At 75.1% G+C, this 17,008-nt stretch carries 13 protein-coding genes and 2 pseudogenes; 9 read left to right on the forward strand and 6 right to left on the reverse strand.

Going from position 1 to position 17,008, the window contains the following annotated elements:
* Positions 1 to 3: 3 nt before the first annotated feature.
* Positions 4 to 702 carry a siderophore-interacting protein gene (locus ACFWIC_RS11045; RefSeq protein WP_380355430.1) on the forward strand — a complete coding sequence of 233 codons (699 nt, stop codon included), beginning with the start codon at positions 4 to 6 and terminating at the stop codon, positions 700 to 702.
* A 68-nt stretch (positions 703 to 770) separates the two neighbouring features.
* Here the strand turns inward: ACFWIC_RS11045 and ACFWIC_RS11050 are convergent, their stop codons facing one another.
* Positions 771 to 1,937, reverse strand: coding sequence for a CapA family protein (locus tag ACFWIC_RS11050; RefSeq protein WP_380517792.1), 1,167 nt, complete (start codon positions 1,935 to 1,937; stop codon positions 771 to 773).
* Between the two features lie 216 nt (positions 1,938 to 2,153).
* Positions 2,154 to 2,366 (reverse strand): annotated as a pseudogene (locus ACFWIC_RS11055) (aminopeptidase); the annotation flags it as partial.
* Positions 2,367 to 2,582: 216 nt separating this feature from the next.
* Here ACFWIC_RS11055 and ACFWIC_RS11060 point away from each other — a divergent pair.
* The gene (locus ACFWIC_RS11060) at positions 2,583 to 3,803 is read left to right on the forward strand and encodes a M48 family metalloprotease (RefSeq protein ID WP_380517795.1); all 1,221 of its coding nucleotides are present in this window, start codon (positions 2,583 to 2,585) and stop codon (positions 3,801 to 3,803) included.
* Positions 3,804 to 3,840: 37 nt separating this feature from the next.
* The gene (locus ACFWIC_RS11065) at positions 3,841 to 4,263 is read left to right on the forward strand and encodes a MarR family transcriptional regulator (RefSeq protein WP_329878265.1); all 423 of its coding nucleotides are present in this window, start codon (positions 3,841 to 3,843) and stop codon (positions 4,261 to 4,263) included.
* 121 nt (positions 4,264 to 4,384) lie between these two features.
* On the opposite strand, the gene ACFWIC_RS11070 is transcribed toward ACFWIC_RS11065, so the two are convergent.
* Positions 4,385 to 5,341, reverse strand: a complete 957-nt coding sequence (locus ACFWIC_RS11070; RefSeq protein WP_329950873.1) for an NADP-dependent oxidoreductase — start codon at positions 5,339 to 5,341, stop codon at positions 4,385 to 4,387.
* A gap of 175 nt (positions 5,342 to 5,516) precedes the next feature.
* Here ACFWIC_RS11070 and ACFWIC_RS11075 point away from each other — a divergent pair, with 175 nt between their 5' ends.
* Positions 5,517 to 6,953 carry a LuxR C-terminal-related transcriptional regulator gene (locus ACFWIC_RS11075; protein WP_380517798.1) on the forward strand — a complete coding sequence of 479 codons (1,437 nt, stop codon included), beginning with the start codon at positions 5,517 to 5,519 and terminating at the stop codon, positions 6,951 to 6,953.
* Between the two features lie 72 nt (positions 6,954 to 7,025).
* Here ACFWIC_RS11075 and ACFWIC_RS11080 read toward each other — a convergent pair whose 3' ends face one another.
* Positions 7,026 to 7,469, reverse strand: coding sequence for an SRPBCC family protein (locus ACFWIC_RS11080; protein WP_329878272.1), 444 nt, complete (start codon positions 7,467 to 7,469; stop codon positions 7,026 to 7,028).
* Between the two features lie 282 nt (positions 7,470 to 7,751).
* Here ACFWIC_RS11080 and ACFWIC_RS11085 point away from each other — a divergent pair, with 282 nt between their 5' ends.
* The 3 genes from ACFWIC_RS11085 to ACFWIC_RS11095 all read left to right on the forward strand — a co-directional run bounded on the left by ACFWIC_RS11085 (position 7,752) and on the right by ACFWIC_RS11095 (position 10,522).
* On the forward strand, positions 7,752 to 8,912 hold the full coding sequence (locus ACFWIC_RS11085) for an NAD(P)-binding protein (RefSeq protein ID WP_380517802.1): 1,161 nt from the start codon (positions 7,752 to 7,754) through the stop codon (positions 8,910 to 8,912).
* Positions 8,913 to 9,257: 345 nt separating this feature from the next.
* Positions 9,258 to 9,917, forward strand: coding sequence for a hypothetical protein (locus tag ACFWIC_RS11090; RefSeq protein ID WP_329950877.1), 660 nt, complete (start codon positions 9,258 to 9,260; stop codon positions 9,915 to 9,917).
* Positions 9,914 to 10,522, forward strand: a complete 609-nt coding sequence (locus ACFWIC_RS11095) for an RICIN domain-containing protein (RefSeq protein ID WP_380517806.1) — start codon at positions 9,914 to 9,916, stop codon at positions 10,520 to 10,522. The genes ACFWIC_RS11090 and ACFWIC_RS11095 overlap by 4 nt, the downstream gene beginning before the upstream one ends.
* Positions 10,523 to 10,585: 63 nt before the next feature.
* Here ACFWIC_RS11095 and ACFWIC_RS11100 read toward each other — a convergent pair whose 3' ends face one another.
* Together ACFWIC_RS11100 and ACFWIC_RS11105 are read right to left on the reverse strand one after the other, a co-directional pair.
* A complete protein-coding gene (locus tag ACFWIC_RS11100) occupies positions 10,586 to 11,083 on the reverse strand; it encodes a YbaK/EbsC family protein (RefSeq protein WP_355401503.1) in 498 nt (165 codons plus the stop codon).
* Positions 11,084 to 11,119: 36 nt separating this feature from the next.
* A pseudogene (locus ACFWIC_RS11105) lies at positions 11,120 to 12,826 on the reverse strand (2-isopropylmalate synthase); the annotation flags it as partial.
* 793 nt (positions 12,827 to 13,619) lie between these two features.
* Here ACFWIC_RS11105 and ACFWIC_RS11110 point away from each other — a divergent pair.
* Both ACFWIC_RS11110 and ACFWIC_RS11115 read left to right on the forward strand, forming a co-directional pair.
* On the forward strand, positions 13,620 to 16,577 hold the full coding sequence (locus ACFWIC_RS11110; RefSeq protein ID WP_329950879.1) for a nitrate- and nitrite sensing domain-containing protein: 2,958 nt from the start codon (positions 13,620 to 13,622) through the stop codon (positions 16,575 to 16,577).
* Complete coding sequence (locus ACFWIC_RS11115; RefSeq protein ID WP_329878284.1) at positions 16,577 to 17,008, forward strand: roadblock/LC7 domain-containing protein; 432 nt, start codon at positions 16,577 to 16,579, stop codon at positions 17,006 to 17,008. Before ACFWIC_RS11110 ends, ACFWIC_RS11115 begins: the two co-directional genes overlap by 1 nt.

Genomic DNA, 17,008 nt, shown 5'->3' on the forward strand with positions numbered 1-17,008 from the left:
ACCATGCTCAACCGCACCCGCCCGACCTACGACGTCCGGGTCGCCGCCGTCACGCCGCTCACCTCGGCGCTTACCCGGATCACCTTCACCGGCCCCACCCTGAGCGACCTCCCCATCGAACACCCCACCCAGTGGGTCAAGTTGGCGATCCCCGAAGGCCACTCCCGGGCCTACACCATCCGCCACCACCGACCGGCGGACCGCGAGGTGGACATCGACCTCGTGCTCCACGACAACGGCCCGCTCGCCCGCTGGGCCGCCGTCGCCCGCCCCGGCGACCGGGCGCAGCTGGCCGGACCGCGTGGTCGCCGCCCCTCCTTCGAAGGGGCCGAACACGTCCTCCTCGCCGCCGACGAGAGTGCCCTGCCCGCCGCGCTCACCATCGTCGAGGACCTTCCGCCGGGGATCCCGGTCTCCCTCTTCGTCGAGATCGGTGACCCCGGGAACGACCTTCCCCTCCCCGCCCGACCCGGCCTCACCGGTCACTGGCTCGTCCGGCGCCCGGAGCAGACCAAGGGCAGCCTGCTCGCCGACACCCTGCTCGCCACCGACATCCCCGCCGGCACCGCCGCCTGGCTGGCCGGCGAGGCCCACGCCGTCGCCGTCGTCCGCCGCCACCTGCTGACGGACTGGTCGCTTCCGCGCGAGCGCGTCCACAGCAAGGGCTACTGGAAGCACGGCGAGTCCGACCACAAGGGCTGACGTCCGCCGGGCACCGGAGGGCCCGCCCGGCGCGCGGGACCCGGCGCGAGGGACCAGGCGCGCGGAGGTCAGCGCGTGGGGCTCGGTGCGGGGGTCAGCCCCGTACAGCCGCGCAGGCCGTCGCGCCGCTTGAGGGCGGCGGTCGCCGCGGCGCCGGACTGCGGGACGGGTACACCCTTGTCGTCGATGGTCGCCGGCGCGAACGCCTCGCCGAGCACCTTCCCGGTCGGGCTGACCGTCAGCGTCGTCACGCCGGTCTCGTTGGAGTTGGCGTAGTTGGACGTGCCGTACCAGAGGAAGTTGCCGAAGCCGTACCCGACGTAGGTGGCGCCGAGCATTCCGGAGCCGAGCATGGTGTGCGCGTGGGTGCCGACCACGGCCGTGGCGCCGGCGGTGGCGAGCTTCCGGGCGATGGCGGTCTGGGCGTTGGTCGGACAGGCCTTGCCCTCGTCGCCCCAGTGCAGGTAGACGAGCACCACCGGCGCCTGCTTCTTCGCCGTCTCGACCGCCTTGACCAGCGCGGCGGCGTCCAGCGCCGAGGCGATGCCGGGCTTGTTGGCGCCGGCGCGCCACTTCTGGTTGGTCAGGTCCTCGACCTGGCTGGCCGCGACCACCGCGACCTTCACCCCGCGCACGGTGGACACGTACGGGGCGTACGCCTCCTGCGCGTTGCGGCCGAAGCCGACGATCGGGACCGGCGAGGAGTCCTGGGCGGCGAGGGTGTCGGTGAGGCCCTCGGCGCCGAAGTCCACGGCGTGGTTGTTGGCGAGGGAGATCACGTCGACGCCCGAGCCCTTCAGCGCGGTGAGCGCCTTGGGGGAGGTGCGGAAGGTGTAGGTCTTGGCCTCGGGGGCACCGCGTTCGGTGATCGCGGTCTCCAGGTTGAGCACGGCCAGGTCGGCGGCCGAGAGCGTCCTGGCGATGGGGCCGAGCGCCGTCTCGGGCGCCTTCACGCCCAACCGGGCCTCGGTGCGGCCCTCGAAGTGCACGTCGCCGGCGAAGGCCACCGTGATGCTGCCGTCGGGACGGGGAGCCGCGTCGGCGCCGTCGGAGGAGGTCGGGTCGTCCGGAGTGCCGGACGCCTCCGGGGCCGCCTTCGCCGCCTCGGCCGCCGCACTCGCGGCCTTGGCCTCCTTGGCCGCCTTGACGGTGGCCGGGTCGGGGTCGTCCGGTCCGCAGGCGGCGACGGGTATCAGCCCGAGCAGCAGTGCGACGGCGGCCGCGGCACGGCGCATGTGTTCCCCCCGTGGGTCGGTCCAAGAGCGCGGTCAGCCTACGCCACTCCCCCACTCCCCCTCCGCCACGCCTCCACGAGCCGCGCCCGCCCGCCGCCCGGTGTCCGCCCCGCCCCGCCCCACCCGTGCGACCGACGGGACGGGTGGGGCGGACGGGGTGGACGGGACTCGCGGAACGGCTGCGGCGGGGCGGGGCGGTGGCGGGCTCCTCCCGGCTCAGGCCAGGTCGAGCAACTGCTCGTAGAACCCGCCGAACCCGCGCTCCCGGTCGACCAGATGGAGTTCCAGGATCCAGTGGCAGACCCGGCCGGCCCGGTCGGTGCGGCGCAGCGGGGTGTCGTTCTCCGGCGTGATGTAGGACTCGGCCCTGGCACCCTCGTTGGTCTCGTGCGGGAACTCGCCGACGAGGTGGCCGGCGTGCCAGATGCCAGGGCGCTCCGCGCGGGCACCCGTGGCGCCGCGGGCCGGGCACGGGGGTGCCATGCTGATACCCGGCGGCCCGCACGGCCGGGGGCTGCCCGGCCGGCGAGCAAGGGCCGCCGGACAGGCACGGACCGACAGGCACGGACCGACAAGCAAGGGCAGACAGGCAACGGCCGACAGACGACGGCCGGCAGCTGACGAGTTTCGGATGACGGATAACAGATGACGGATTCTGTCCGACCACACCCGGGCGGCACCGAGCCCGGCCACGCCCCCGCGCCGGCCTCCCCCGAGTCCGACTTCACCCCCGCCCAGCGCGCCCGCGGCCGGGCGCTGCGCCGCGCCGGGCTCCCGTGGGCGCTGGGCGGACGGCTCACCGGCCTGGCGCTGACCCTCGCGCTCGGGCTGACCCCCGCCGGGGCCGGGCTCGTGACGGCGGTGGGCGGCTGGTTCGGCGGCTCCCGTACGGCGGAGGTGCTGGCCGGAGCGGGTGCGCTGGTGCTCCTCGGCCGGGCGGCCCAGCTGCCGTTCGGGGCGGGCGCCCGGTCGGTGCGGACCCGGTTCGGCCTGGTGACCCAGGGCTGGGCCGGCTGGGCCGCGGACCTGGCGCGCGGCCTCGCCCTGACCCTCGCCCTGGTCCTGCCGACGGCCTTCGGCCTGTACGCGCTCACCGACCGGTCGCCGGAGCACTGGTGGGTGCCGGCCGCGGGCGCGGCCGCGCTGCTGACGGCGGCGCTCTCCTTCCTCTACCCCCTCCTCGTCGAGCCGGTGTTCAACCGGTTCACCCCGATGGAGCCGGGCCCGCTGCGCGAGGCGCTGCTGACTCTCGCCGAGCGGGACGGCGTCCGCGTGCGGGACGTCCTGGTGGCGGACGCGTCGCGCCGGACGACGGCGCTGAACGCCTACGTCTCGGGACTCGGCGCGACGCGGCGGATCGTCGTGTACGACACGCTGCTGTCCACCGCCGAGCCGCGCGAGGTGGAGCTGGTGGTGGCGCACGAGCTGGGGCACGTGAAGCACCGGGACGTGCTGACCGGCACGGTGCTGGGCGCCGTGGGGGCGGCGGTCGTGGTGGCACTGCTGGGCCTGGCCCTCGACCGGGGCCCGCTGCTGTCGGCCGCGGGCGCCACGGACGCGGCCGACCCCCGTTCGCTGCCGCTGCTGGCGGCGTGCGCGGCGCTGCTGGGCGCGCTGTCCGGCCCGGTGCAGTGTGCGGTGAGCCGCCGCGTCGAGGTCCGGGCCGACCGGCACGCCCTCGAACTCACTTCGGACGCCGAGCAATTCATCGCGATGCAGCGCAGACTGGCCCTGACCAACGTGTCCGACGTCGACCCGCCCCGGGTGCTCGAACTACTGTTCGCCACTCACCCGAGCGCAACGCGCCGGATCGCGGCCGCCCGAGCCTGGCAGGCACGTCGCACCGCACACAAACTCGTTGTATAGTGCAACAAATATCGGAAGCCGAGGAGGTGGGTCCACCATGCCCGACCGCGAGACGTCGATCGACACCATCCAGCGCGAGCTGACCGCCTTCGCCCGCCGGGCCCGCCACAAGGCCTCGCAGCTGCATCCGGACCTCTCCCTGGTCACGTACAGCATCCTGGACCTCATCACGGAGCGCGGCGGCTGCCGGGCCGCGGACGTCGCCGCGCACTTCATGCTCGACAAGTCCACCGTCAGCCGCCAGGTCACCGCGCTGGAGAAACTCGGCCTGCTGCGCCGGGAGACCGACCCCGAGGACCAGCGCGGCCAGATCCTGCGCGCCACCGACGCCGGCCTGACCCTGCTGCGCGAGGCCAACGAGCACCGGCGGGTCTCCTTCTCCGCCCGCTTCACCGACTGGTCGGACGAGGACGTCGCCCGGTTCTCCGCGTACCTGGCCCGCTACGGCGCCGAGGACTGACCGGCCGGCCGCGCCGGGACGACGGTCACCGAACGAGGCAGCCGGCGAGGCGGCCGACCCGCCCCCCTCAGCGACTCGGCGATCGGCGATCGGCGGCTCAGCGGCTCAGCGGCTCAGCGGCTCAGCCGACCGTGAGGACGATCTTGCCGCGGACGTGGCCGCCCTCGCTCTCGCGCTGCGCCTCGGCCGCCTCCGCCAGCGGGTAGACCCGGTGCAACGGCAGGACCAACCCGTCCCCCTCGAACAGGGCGAGCGCACCCGCCAGGGCCGGCCCCTGGTAGTCGGCCGGCTCGGTGCCGCCGGTGAACCGCACGCCGTGCTCGGCGGCGCCCTGCCAGTCGGCGATGGCCAGCACGTTCTCCGGTCCGCCCGCCAGCTCGACGGAGAGCGGCAGGACGCCGCCGAGGCCCGCCGCGTCCAGGACCCGGTCCACACCCTCCGGGGCGGCGGCCCGCACCCGCCCGGCCAGACCGTCCCCGTAGACGACCGGGACGGCGCCCAGATCGCGCAGGTGCGGGTGGTTGGCCTCGCTCGCGGTGCCGATCACCCGGATCCCGCGCTGCCGGGCGAACTGCAGCAGGATCGTGCCGACCCCGCCCGCCGCACCGTGCACCAGCAGCGTCCCGCCCGGCTCGACGGCCAGCAGGTCGAGCGAGCGCCACGCGGTCTCGGCGGCCACCGGGATCGCCGCGGCCTGCTCCCAGCCCAGCCCGGCGGGCTTGCGGGCCAGCTTGTCGGCCGCCGCCAGCACGTGCTCCGCGTAGCCGCCGCCGTGGACCGCGCCGAACACCTCGTCACCGACCTGCCACGCGGTGACGTCCTCGCCCACCGCCTCCACGACGCCCGCCACCTCGTAGCCGGTGACGGCGGGGAAGGTGACCGGGAAGAACTCGGTGATCGAGCCCGAACGCACCTTGTGGTCCAGCGGGTTCACGCCTGCGGCGCGGACGGCGATCCGCACCTGGCCGGCGCCGGGCGCGGGCACCTCGATCTCGATCGGGCGCAGCACGTCGAGGCCGCCGTACTCGGCGAAGCCGATGGCCTTGGTCGGAAGGGTGCCGGGATCGGCGTCGGTCATGGGGATTCCACCGTTCTCTCGTCTGTCTCTGCCGGGGCCTCGGTGTCGGGTGCGGCGCCGAGGTGACGGTCCCAGCCTGTCCGTGGTGGAGGCGATCCCCCGCCGGTCGTTCGGCCGGTTCGGCCTGGCCGTTCGGCCAGGCTGCGCCGGGCGGGCCCGGTCTACGCTGGACGGCATGGTGGAACAGGCACGCGCAACGGGCCGGGCCCGGACGGCGGCACCGGTCCGAACGGCCGAGACCCGGTCGACGAACCCCGCCCGGACGATGGACCGGGCCCCCGGCGGCGAGCGGGCCGCGTGGTCCTGGGACCGGCCGGAGGGCGCGCTGGCCCGGGTCGTCGAGGTGCTGCGCACGCCCCGGCCGGCGATCATGCCGAGGCTCTCGGAGGTGACCGCCGACCTCGTCCCGCACGTCGCGCTCGCCCAGCTCAGCGGCGTCTGCACCTACTCACCGGCCAGCGCCTTCGGCCCCGAGGAACTGTCCACCCGGATCACCAGCCCGGAGCTGGCCCGGGTCGCCGAGGCGGTGCCGCCGGGCCGGCCGTGGCAGGGTGAGGCCGTCCTGGCCGGGCGGTCGCGGCCGGCGGTCGCGGTGGCGTCGGCACCGGCCGGCAGCAACGGCGCGCTGCTGGTACTGGTGCGGGCGACCGCCGGGCCCCTCGCCCCGCTGCCCGAGCTGCCGCTCGCCCTGCTCCAGCAGCTCTGGGAGCTGGTGACCACGCACTCCCACCACCGGGCCATCGACGCCGCCCCCGCGCATGCCGCCGCCTCCCGCGCCTCGGCCGCCGCCAGGGCCCGCGCGATCGCCGAACTGAGCGGTGCGCACGCCTCCGCGCTCTCGGCGATCCTCGCGCCGCTGCGCGCCGCCGCCCTGGACGACGCCACCGCCCGGCGCAGTGCCACCGACCTGGCCGTCACCGCCCTGCTCGACCTGCGCGGGGCCGCCGACCTCGACCGCGAGCTGAGCGAGGAGCCCGCGGCCACCGCGTTCGCCCGACTCGCCGACGTGCTGAGGCCGTTGCTCCGGCACAGTCCGGTCCGGCTGGACCTGCTGGCGCCGACGGCCGGCGACCGGTCCGTCCCCGCCGACACCGCGCACACCGCGCGGGCGGCCGTCCGCTCCACCGTGCTGGCCATGCTGGAGCAGGACGGTCTGGGCCGCCTGCACGTGAGTTGGCAGTTCGTGGACGGCACGCTGCGCGCCGTCGTCCGGGACGACGGCCCGGGGCTGCTCACCCCCGACGCGCTCGCCGTCCACCGCACCGCCGACCGGATCGCCGCCCTGGCGGGCCGGTTGACGATCGACGCCGTCCCCGGCTGGGGCACGACGGTCACCGTCGACCTGCCGCTGAACGTGGCGGCGGCCCCGGTCACCTCGGTGGATCCCCTGGAGGGCCTTCAGCCGCGGGAGTTGGAGGTCCTCGACCAGCTCGCCCAGGGCCGCCGCAACCGGGAGATCGCCCAGGCCCTGCACATCAGCGAGTCGACGGTGAAGTTCCACGTGGCCAACATCCTGGCCAAGCTGGACGTCAGCTCCCGCGGCGAGGCCGCCGCCCTCGCCCACCGCGCCGGGCTGTCCTCGACCCCGCCGTCCCTCCACGCCGCGTCCTGAGCGGCCGGCCCGGCACCGGACCCACCTGCCCGCCGCGCCCCGCGTGCCCGGGGGCCGCGGGGCCCGAGGGGGTCAGGACCGCTCGACGGCGGCCTTGATGCGGCGGCCGAAGTCGGGGGCGTCCTTGCGGGCCGCGCGCAGCGCCGGGGCCACCAGAAGTTTGCCGAGCCCGTGGCCGTCCAGCTCGTTGAAGATCCGGACCCGGGTGCCGCCGCCCGGGAGCGGTTCGAGGTCGTAGCCGCCCTCGGCGGTGATCAGGTTCTTGCTCTGCTCGGTCCAGCGGATCGTGTGCGGCGGCTCCAGCGCGGTGATGCGGAACTCCCGGGAGGTCTTCACCCCGGCGTCCTTCACCGTGCTGCGGAAGACCGTCCCGACGGCGGTCGGGCCGTCCGGGGTCTTCTCGATCGACTGGACCCGGGGGCTGAACTCCGGGTCGTTGCGGCCGTCGGCCAGGTAGGCGAAGACGTGCTCCACCGGCCGGTCGACCTCGACGCTGGTGTCGAACATTCCGGACATGCCGGCTCCTCGCGGGGTGCGGTCGGGCACTGCGGTGCTGCGGGTACTGCGGTACGGCGGCACCGCGGTACGGCGCGGCCAGGATTTCAGAGAGCCGCCCACCCCGCCTCCCGGGCGCCGGGTCCGGCGGTGCCGCCGGCAGCGCCGGAGCGGAGCAGCCGGGCGGCGGGACGGGGCCGGGGCAGTCCTCTGCGGATCGGCTGTCACATTCCGGCGGGCTGCTCCGTCCCCTTGGCGACGGCGACCGGAAGCGGCCGCCCGGCACCCGGAGGGGCACAGGACATGGCGCAGCACATCACGGTCGTCGGCGGCGGTTTCGGCGGACTGACGGCGGCGATCTCGGCGGCCGAGGCGGGGGCTGCGGTCACCCTGCACGAGGCGCACGGAACGCTCGGCGGGCGGGCCCGGACGGCGCAGGCGCCGTACCGGACCAACGAGGGCCCGCACGCGTTCTACCGCCGGGGGCCGCACTGGACGTGGCTGCGGCAGCGCGGGCTGGTCGGGCCACTGGCCCGGATCCCGGCGGCGGAGGCCCTGCGGATGCGCTACCACCGGGACGGCGGGCTGCACCGTCTGCCGCCGGTCGGGCTCACGCGGCTGGCGCGTCGGCGCGGGGCCCCGGTGGGCCGGACCTTCCTGGGCTGGGCGAGCGAGGTGGCGGGTGAGCGGACCGCGCGGGCGGCGGCGAACTTCGTGGCCGTCGCCACGTTCCACCACGACCCCGGGCTGCTGTCGGCGGCGTTCGTCCAGGAGCGGCTCCGCCGGTCCGCGAGCCTCCTGCCGGAGGCGCGGTACCCGGTGGGCGGCTGGCAGTCGGTGATCGACCGGATGGCGGCGCGGGCCCGCGAGCTGGGTGTGCGGATCGAGACGGGCGCCCGGGTGGACGACCTTCCGGTCGGGGGCGGCCCGGTGATCGTGGCGACCTCCCTGGACTCGGCGCGGCGGCTGCTGGGCGACGACGGCCTGGTCTGGCACAGCGGTCGGACGCTGTTGCTCGACCTGGCGGTGCGGTCGCGGCGCGGCGACGCGTTCTTCGTCTCGGACCTGGACGGCCCGGGGTGGGTGGAGCGGTTCACCGCACAGGACGGGAGTCTGGCGCCTGCCGGGGAGGAGCTGATCCAGGCCCAGTTCCCGCTCGCCCCGGGCGGGCGGAAGGAGGACGGGACCGCCCGGGCCGAACGGGTGCTGGACCTGGGCTTCCCCGGCTGGCGCGAGCGCGTGGTGTGGCGGCGCACGGCGGTGGCCGGCGGCCGGACCGGCGCGGTGGACCTGCCCGGTACCTGCTGGCGCGACCGCCCGGCCGTCGACCGGGGCGACGGCGTGTACCTGGTGGGCGACCAGGTGGCGGCGCCGGGCGTACTGAGCGAGGTCTCGTTCACCAGCGCGCTGGAGGCCGTCTCGCTGGCCGTCGCGCAGCGCCCGGCGAGCCGGGTCTCCCGCTGAGGGTGCCAGGGCGTGCACGGGACGGGCGGGTGGCGGCGCGAACGGCCCTGGCGCAGGTCTTCGGCCCGGGCTGCCCGGGCTGCCCGAAAACGGTGTGCGCCGCCTCCGGGCACCACCCTCGACGCGCCCGACGAGGCGTGGATGGCCCTGAGCCTGGACGCCGAGCGCCACCCGCTGCCGTCCGGAACGGCCCGCTGGGCCGCGCCGTTCGGCATCGCGTAGCGGAACGCCGCCGCCCCGGTGCGGCTTCCCCTCCAGATTGCTGGGATGGAAGCCGTGCCGGGGTGCACCCGAGGATTCCGGTAGTCAGTTCGGGACCGTTCCCCCTACCGGAGGGATCTCCGCATGACCATCACGTCTCCCGCCCCCAAGCGTCGGCGGGCCGTCTTCACCACGGGCCTCACCACGGGTTTCGCCGCGGTCCTCGCGGTCACGGGCCTCGGGCTCGGCGCGGCGCCCGCCCACGCCACCCCGCCGCCCGGGGCCACCTGCAACCCCAACATCGAGAGCGTCTGGGACGACATCACCTCCGCCACGATCACCCCGGTGATCACGGAGTTCACCTCGTTCAACATCACGCCCGGGACGACCGGCCAGCAGACGCAGCGCCTCAGCGTCCTGAACACGGTCACCACGAAGATCAACAACACCGCGGACTTCAGCGCCGGCTACAAGTCCACCCTGTCCGAGGTCGGCGTCAAGGTCGGGTTCCAGGTCGCCAACGAGCGCACCAGTACCCGGACGACGGAGCTGAGCCGGGTCGTCAACCTGAACGCGCCCGGCTACTACGGGATCTACCGGGGCGTCCTGCGGGTCGACGGCGAGTGGTCGCGGTACCTGTGCGCCCGGTCCGGCGCGGCCTCGGGCTACTGGATCAACGCGAGCCAGACGGGCACGGGCCAGTACACGACCTTCAACTTCCCGGAGGAGGGCACGGTCTCCTGCCCGTCGCCCGAGCCCGCCGGCACCGTCCGGGCCGCGGCCCGCAAGGAGCTGTGCAAGTGACGACCCGCAGGTACGACCAGGAGGGGAAGAGCATGACGAAGCGCAGGAGCGGGGCCGCCCGCCGCATCGGTGCCGTCCTCGGCGCGGCCGTCACCGTCGGCGCGCTGCTGACGGTCGGGGCGCCGGCCGCGTCGGCCGACCCGATGGACGGCTACAGCTGCGAGGGCGGCGGGTACCGGATCCTCACCCCGCACACGTACGGCGGTGAGCGGATGGTGCTCCAGGTCTCGCAGGAGCGGGGCGAGCACGGCTCGATCATCCAGGCCCCGTGGGACGGGGAGGCCGTCCAGCAGTGGCAGCTCTGCAGCCGGCCCGACCCCGACCACCCCGGCAGCAGGTTCTACAAGCTCAAGGACCACGCGCGCTGGTGGTGCCTGGCCGTCGACCACGGGTACGAGGGCGACGGCGCCTGGCTCCTCACCGAGGGGTGCAGCACGGCCACGCGGCAGGTGTTCTGGAGCAAGCCGGTCCCGGGCACCGACCTGGTCGCGCTCCAGGCCCAGCACAGCAGCAGCTGGGTGGCCGTCCAGGGCGGGTGGTGGGCGGCGCACGCCGTCCAGATGCAGTTCCAGGCCGACCTGTTCACGCTGCACAAGGTCTGGTAGCCGGAACGGGACGGGGGAGGTCCTCCCGGCGCCGGGCAGCGGCCGGGAGGACCTCCGGACGGGTCAGAGCACCCGCCGCTCCTCGGGGACGACCGCCGAGGGGGTGCCGCCGGTCAGCTTCAGCAGGTCGTCGTACGTCATCGGGACGACGGTGTGCGGGTGGCCCGCGGCGGCCCACAGCACCTCGTGGCCGGCGAGGTCGGTGTCGACGACGGTCCGCAGCGGGGCGGGGTGGCCGACGGGGGCGACGCCCCCGATGGCCTGGCCGGTGGCCTCCCGGACCTGCTCGGCGCCCGCCCGGGTGATCGGTCCGGTGCCCAGCCGCCTGGCCAGGTACTCGGTGTCGACGCGGTGGGCGCCACTGGTCATGACCAGCAGGGGCGCGCCGTCGCAGGTGAACACCAGGCTGTTGGCGATGGCGCCGACCTCGCAGCCGAGGGCGGCGGCGGCCTCGGCGGCGGTACGGGCGGAGTCGGGCAGGACCCGGATCTCGCCGGGCAGACCGGCCGCCGCGAGGGCGTCGGCGACCGCCTGACTGCGGGCGGGGAGGGAGGACGTCATCGCGCCGTCCTGCCGGACGCCCGCGGAACGCGCCCGACCGCGCCCGACGGCGCTGAGGACGGCCCGGACCCCGGCGGTCAGGACGGAGGAGTCCCGTCCGACGCCCCAGACCACCTCGCCCCCGGCACCGCCGGTGTCCCCCGCGTCGTCCGTGCCGTCGGCGCTGCCACCGCCCCCGATCCTGGCCTCCACGTACGCGACGGCGTCGCTGTCGGGGCCGGTGCGGACGGCGTGCTCGGTGAACCGGAGGATGTCGACGGGGTGCCCGGCCGCACGGAGCGCCGCGGACACCGCGTCCAGCGGCCCGTTGCCCTCGCCCCGGAACGCCGTGCCGTCGAGGGTGACCTCGGCCCAGTGCGCGCCGCCGGCCGTCTCCCCCGTGCGCCACGACGCGTCGACGGCGGCGTCCAGGTAGGTGGCCCGGAAGAGCGCGTAGAGCTCGTCGGCGGTGACCTCGCGCCCGCTGTCGTCCGTCGACTCCTGGACCACGCGCGAGAACTCGATCTGGAGGCGGCGCGGCAGGTCGAGGCCGTGCCCGGCCTGGAGCAGGTAGGCGATGCCGCCCTTGCCGGACTGGCTGTTGACCCGGATCACGGCCTCGTAGTCGCGGCCGAGGTCGGCCGGGTCGATCGGCAGGTAGGGGACGTCCCACGGGGCCAGGCCGGGCGGGACGCCCAGGCCGGCGGCGGTCGCGGCGTGGTGGGCGAAGCCCTTCTTGATGGCGTCCTGGTGGGTGCCGGAGAAGGCGGTGTGGACGAGGTCGCCGACGTAGGGGTGGCGTTCGTGGACGGGCAGCCGGTTGCAGTGCTCGACGGTGCGCCGGATCTCGTCGATGTCGGAGAAGTCGACCATCGGGTCGACGCCCTGCGTGTACAGGTTCAGCGCGAGGGTCGACAGATCGACGTTCCCGGTCCGTTCGCCGTTGCCGAAGAGGCAGCCCTCGACCCGCTGGGCGCCGGCCAGGACGGCCAGTTCCGCGCAGGCGACGCCGGTGCCCCGGTCGTTGTGCGGGTGGACGGAGAGGATCACCGAGTCCCGGCGGGCCAGGTGCCGGTGCAGGTACTCGATCTGGTCGGCGTAGACGTTGGGGGTGGCGATCTCGACGGTGGCGGGCAGGTTGTGGACGACCGGGCGGTCGGGGCTCGCGTCCCAGAGCGCGGTGAGGCCGTCGCAGAGCTCCAGGACGTAGTCCGGCTCGGTGAGGTTGAACACCTCGGGCGAGAACTGGAACCGCAGGCCGGGCCGGTCGCCGGCCCGCCGGGCCATGTGCTCGGCGGCTCCGGTGACCAGCGCCCGGACCTCCTCGCGGCTGCGGCCGAGGACGACGTCCCGCCAGACGGGGGCGGTCGCGGTGTAGAGGTGGACGACGACCCGGGGCAGCCCCTCGACGGACTCGAAGGTGCGGTCGATGAGGTCGGCGCGGGCGGCGGTGAAGACGACGACGGTGACGTCCTCGGGCACCGCACCCGGCGTGGTGGCGAGGCGGCGGACGAAGTCGAAGTCGGTCCGGCTGGCGGAGGGGTAGCCGACCTCGATCTCCTTGAAGCCCATGGCCAGGAACAGGTCGAACATCCGCTGCTTGCGCGCCGGGTCCATCGGCTCGGCGAGCGCCTGGTTGCCGTCCCGCAGGTCGACGGGCACCCAGAGCGGGGCCCGCTCGATCCGCCGCGACGGCCACGCGCGGGCGGTGGCCTCGGGCAGCGGTACGCGCCGGTGGGCGGGGCGGTAGCGGTGGAACGGCATCGCACTGCCGCGCTGCGGGTTCCAGGCGGGGGCGGCGGCCGGGACGGGGCCGGCGGGGGTGCGGAGGGTGGGGAACTGCGGAGCGGTGCCTGGGGCGGTCACGGGGGGTCCTTCGCTGCGCGGTTTCCGCGCGGTCGGTACCGGACGACGACCGGCAGCACGGCACCCCGCAGCGGGGTGCCGGTCCGGTCAGACCCCGCTGCGGCCACCGAGAAGGAGACTCCACGACTGCATAGCGGGTACCGTAACCACGATCCGCCGCCTCGGACAACTCGGTTCCGCAGAACGGACATCGGGCCGCGCGCCGCTGCCGGGCGCCCGCACCGGGGCCGGCCGGAGCACGTCGGACGTCGTCGGAGGTCGGGTCGGAGGGCAGGTCGGAGGCGCGATCGGGCACATCCCGGACGGATTCGGGGCACGGCCGCGGACACGGCCGCGGCACCTCCGGGGGCGGGCCGCAGGGACCGTCCGGCGCCCGGCCGGGACGTTAACCGCACACTGACGCCATGTTAAGGACGTGTGTGCACGTCGTCCGAAGATCGAACGCGCTTTCACTCCTAACACACCGTATGACTAGTATCGCCTCGTCAAAAGACCGTGCCCCGGACGGCCCGGCCCTCACGGACCGGCCGCCAGCCCCAAGGAGACAGTTCTGCGCGCGCGTGCGAATCGGCGGCCCCCGACGCCGAAGGCCCCCCGCAGGCGTCCGCGCCTGTCACTGCGGACGGCACTGCTCGTCCTCGCCCTCGTCCCGAGTCTCGCCCTGGCCGCCCTCTGGGCCGTCACCAGCGGCGTGACCTTCTTCGACTTCCAACGCCAGGCGGCCCAGGGACTGCTGGCGCAGAAGGCGGGACAGCCCTCCAACATCGTCTACTACAACCTCCAGGAGGAGCGCCGGCTCAGTGCCGAGGCGCTCGCCCGGCCCGGCAGCGTCACGGACCAGCTGAAGCGCCAGCGGCAGCTGACCGACGAGGCCGTCACGAAGTTCCAGGCGCTCTCCGGCGAGACCGCCGACAGCGCGCCCACCGACGTCCGCAACGCGGTCGCCGAGGCGCGCCGCGCGCTCGGCAGGCTGGCCGAGCAGCGGTCCGCCGTCGACCGGTCCGCCGTCGACCAGCAGACCGTCTACGCGTACTACACGGACCTGATCGCCGTCGACCTCCGGCTGTTCACCGCGCTCAGCCACGTGGCCAACGGCGAGGTCACCTGGATCTCCAAGACCCTGGTCAACGCGTTCTGGGCCAAGGAGATGCTGGCCCGCGAGGACGCCATCCTGGCCCGCGGCTGGCCCTCCGGGAAGCTCAGCACCGCCGACTACCAGCTGCTCCAGCAGGCCATCGGCGCCCAGGACCACCTGTTCACCGTGCAGGTCGTCCCGTACGTGCCGGCCGACGAGCAGGGTGCCTGGCAGCAGCTCGCCAACAGCCCCGCCTGGCAGGCCAAGGCCACCGTCGAGCAGGCGCTGATCCGGCCCGCCACCGTCGACGCCGGCGGCAGCGTCAAGCTCCCGCAGCTCCAGGACCAGTGGCGACAGGCCCTCGACCAGGTCAACCCGGCGCTGGTGAAGGCCATCGAGACGCGCACCGAGGGCGTCGTCGAGGTCGGCAAGGGCTCGATCATCTCGCTGCTCACCCGGGTCGCGCTGACCGCCGTGATCGGCCTGTTCGCGGTCGTCGCGGTGGTCCTCACCAGCTGGCGGCTCACCCGCTCGCTGCGCCGCCGGATCAAGGAGCTCCAGAGCCAGGCCCAGGAGCTGGAGCGGACCCTGCCCGAGGTGGTGGAGCGGCTCTCGCAGGGCGAGCAGGTCGACGTCGAGGCGGAGAGCCGGGCCATCACGGCCGGACCGCACTCCAACGGCACCGACGAGCTGGCGCAGCTCGGCCAGGCGCTCAACCTGGCCCGCACCTCCGCGCTGGAGACGTCCGTCCGCCAGGCCGAGCAGTACCGCGGCTTCGAGCGGCTGCTCCAGCGGATCGCACGCCGTACCCAGCTGCTGATCGGCCAGCAGCTGCGCAAGCTCGACGAGCTGGAGCGCAAGCACGAGGACCCGGAGGTGCTGGAGGGGCTGTTCGACCTCGACCACCTCACCGCGCGCCTGCGCCGCTACGAGGAGAACCTGGTCATCCTGGCCGGCGGCCAGCCGCAGCGGAAGTGGCGCAAGCCCGTCCCGCTGCTGGACGTGCTCCGCTCCGCCCAGGGCGAGGTGCAGGACTACCGCCGGATCATGCTGGACGTCGAGGGCCACCCGTGGCTCTCGGAGCGCGCCGTCGGACCGGTGGCCCACGTGGTCGCCGAGCTGATGGAGAACGCGGCGACCTTCTCGAAGCCGCCCACGCCGGTCGACGTGCGGGCGGCAGTCGTCGGACGCGGCCTCGCCATCGAGATCGAGGACCGCGGGCTCGGCATGGACCCGGACCAGTACGACGCGGCCAACGCGCTGATGACCAGCCCGCCGCGGATGGACGTGCTGGCCCGCGCCGACGACATCCGGCTCGGCTTCTACGTGGTCGCCCGGCTCGCGGCGAGCACCGGCATCAGGGTGGAGTTCCGGCCGTCGGCCTTCGGCGGCACCCGGGTGGTCGTGCTCGTCCCCGGCGAGCTCGTCATCGACGGGGACGCCGACCTGCCGGACGCCGTGCCGGTCGAGCCGATCCCGCTCGCCCGCCGCCAGCGCGGCGCGCACGGCAACGCGGTGCTGGCCTCGGTGACCGAGATGCCCGCTCTGTCGACCGCACCGACCGTGCCGACCGCTGGACCGGTGGTCCTGGTCGACGAGGACGAGGAGGGGCGCGCGGCCATCGAGGCGGCGTTCGGCGACAGCGTCGACACCGTGACCACGGCCCCCACCGCCGCCGGCCCCTCCGACGGCCCCGGCGAGGCCGCCCCCGCCGACCAGGGTGCCTTCCCCCAGGCGGGCGGCTACCCGGAGCAGGGCGGCTACCCCGAGGGCCGCGGCTACTCCGGTGGCAAGACGTTCACCGACGACGACGTCCCCCCGGACACCGACTGGTTCACCGGCAACCCCCGGCCGGAGCCCGCCGAGGCGTTCGCGCTCGTCGAGTACGTGACGCCCGCGGAGGCGGAGCAGCCCGTCGAGCACGGTTCGCCCGGCTACCAGGCACCCGCGTACGGCGGACCCGGCTACGACGGCACCCCGGCCCACGGCAGCCCCGCCCACGCCGGTGCCCCGGAGGCCGCGCTCCCGCCGTACGACGCCCCCGCGTACCCCGACATCGCCTACGCGACGGTGACGCCCGCCGAGGCGCCGTACGCCGACGAGCAGTACCGGCCCGCCGACCACTACCGGCTCGCGGAGCGCCGGGAGCGGCGCGAGTACGACTCCGCGATCCCGCTCAGCGCCCCGGAGACCGGCCAGCCGCCGCTCCCGCAGCGCGTCCGGCAGGCCAGCCTCGCCGCCGAGCTGCGGGTCCCGCCGCAGCCCCGGGCCGACCACGGCGCCACCGCCGGCGGGCAGGCCGACGCCCCCGGGCTCGTCGGGCAGGGTGGGCAGGACGGTGCGGCGGGGCCCTTCCAGCGTCCGCCCCGCCGGTCGGGCGCGACCATCGGCGCCTTCCAGCGCCAGTCCCGCGCCGCGCGCGGCCAGGGGCCGGACCCGGACGGCACGGGTCCCGAGTACCCCGACTCCCCGGCACCCCCCGCCCACGCCGGCCCCCCGACTCCCGCGCCGGGCCCGTCCCCCTGGGCCCTCCCCGCCGCGGACCCCCGAACCACGAGGACGGAAGACCAGTGATGAACCGTACGATCGCCACCCACCAGGACCTGGACTGGCTGCTGGACGGACTCGTCGACTCGGTGGCCGGGACCAGAAGCGCCGTCCTGCTCTCCGACGACGGCCTGGTCGTCAGTCACTCGCGGACCATCGAGCGGTCGGACGCCGAGCGGCTGGCCGCCGTCGCCACCGGCCAGCAGAGCCTGGCCCGCGGCGTCGGCCAGCTCTTCGACGGCGGTCCGGTGCACCAGGTGATCGTCGAGCTGGCCGAGGTCTGGCTGTTCATCATCGCCGCCGCCCAAGGCACCCACCTGGCCGTGGTCGCCTCCCAGGAGGTGGACGCCGAGGTCATGTCGGTGGCCATGCACACCCTGGTGCAGCAGGTGGGCCAGAAGATGAGCACCCCGGCCCGCAACGAGTTCGACGCCTTCGCGGCCCGGAACCGGGGCTGA

Source organism: Kitasatospora sp. NPDC127035, assembly GCF_042726075.1.
Lineage (GTDB): Bacteria > Actinomycetota > Actinomycetes > Streptomycetales > Streptomycetaceae > Kitasatospora.

Excerpts from the sequence above, each read along its gene's own strand:
- ACFWIC_RS11090 (WP_329950877.1), top strand. The coding sequence starts at position 9,258 with ATGACCATCACGTCTCCCGCCCCCAAGCGTCGGCGGGCCGTCTTCACC.
- ACFWIC_RS11115 (WP_329878284.1), top strand. The coding sequence starts at position 16,577 with ATGAACCGTACGATCGCCACCCACCAGGACCTGGACTGGCTGCTGGAC.
- ACFWIC_RS11065 (WP_329878265.1), top strand. The coding sequence starts at position 3,841 with ATGCCCGACCGCGAGACGTCGATCGACACCATCCAGCGCGAGCTGACC.
- ACFWIC_RS11085 (WP_380517802.1), top strand. The coding sequence starts at position 7,752 with ATGGCGCAGCACATCACGGTCGTCGGCGGCGGTTTCGGCGGACTGACG.
- ACFWIC_RS11100 (WP_355401503.1), bottom strand. The coding sequence starts at position 11,083 with ATGACGTCCTCCCTCCCCGCCCGCAGTCAGGCGGTCGCCGACGCCCTC.
- ACFWIC_RS11070 (WP_329950873.1), bottom strand. The coding sequence starts at position 5,341 with ATGACCGACGCCGATCCCGGCACCCTTCCGACCAAGGCCATCGGCTTC.
- ACFWIC_RS11075 (WP_380517798.1), top strand. The coding sequence starts at position 5,517 with ATGGTGGAACAGGCACGCGCAACGGGCCGGGCCCGGACGGCGGCACCG.
- ACFWIC_RS11060 (WP_380517795.1), top strand. The coding sequence starts at position 2,583 with ATGACGGATTCTGTCCGACCACACCCGGGCGGCACCGAGCCCGGCCAC.
- ACFWIC_RS11050 (WP_380517792.1), bottom strand. The coding sequence starts at position 1,937 with ATGCGCCGTGCCGCGGCCGCCGTCGCACTGCTGCTCGGGCTGATACCC.
- ACFWIC_RS11045 (WP_380355430.1), top strand. The coding sequence starts at position 4 with ATGCTCAACCGCACCCGCCCGACCTACGACGTCCGGGTCGCCGCCGTC.
- ACFWIC_RS11080 (WP_329878272.1), bottom strand. The coding sequence starts at position 7,469 with ATGTCCGGAATGTTCGACACCAGCGTCGAGGTCGACCGGCCGGTGGAG.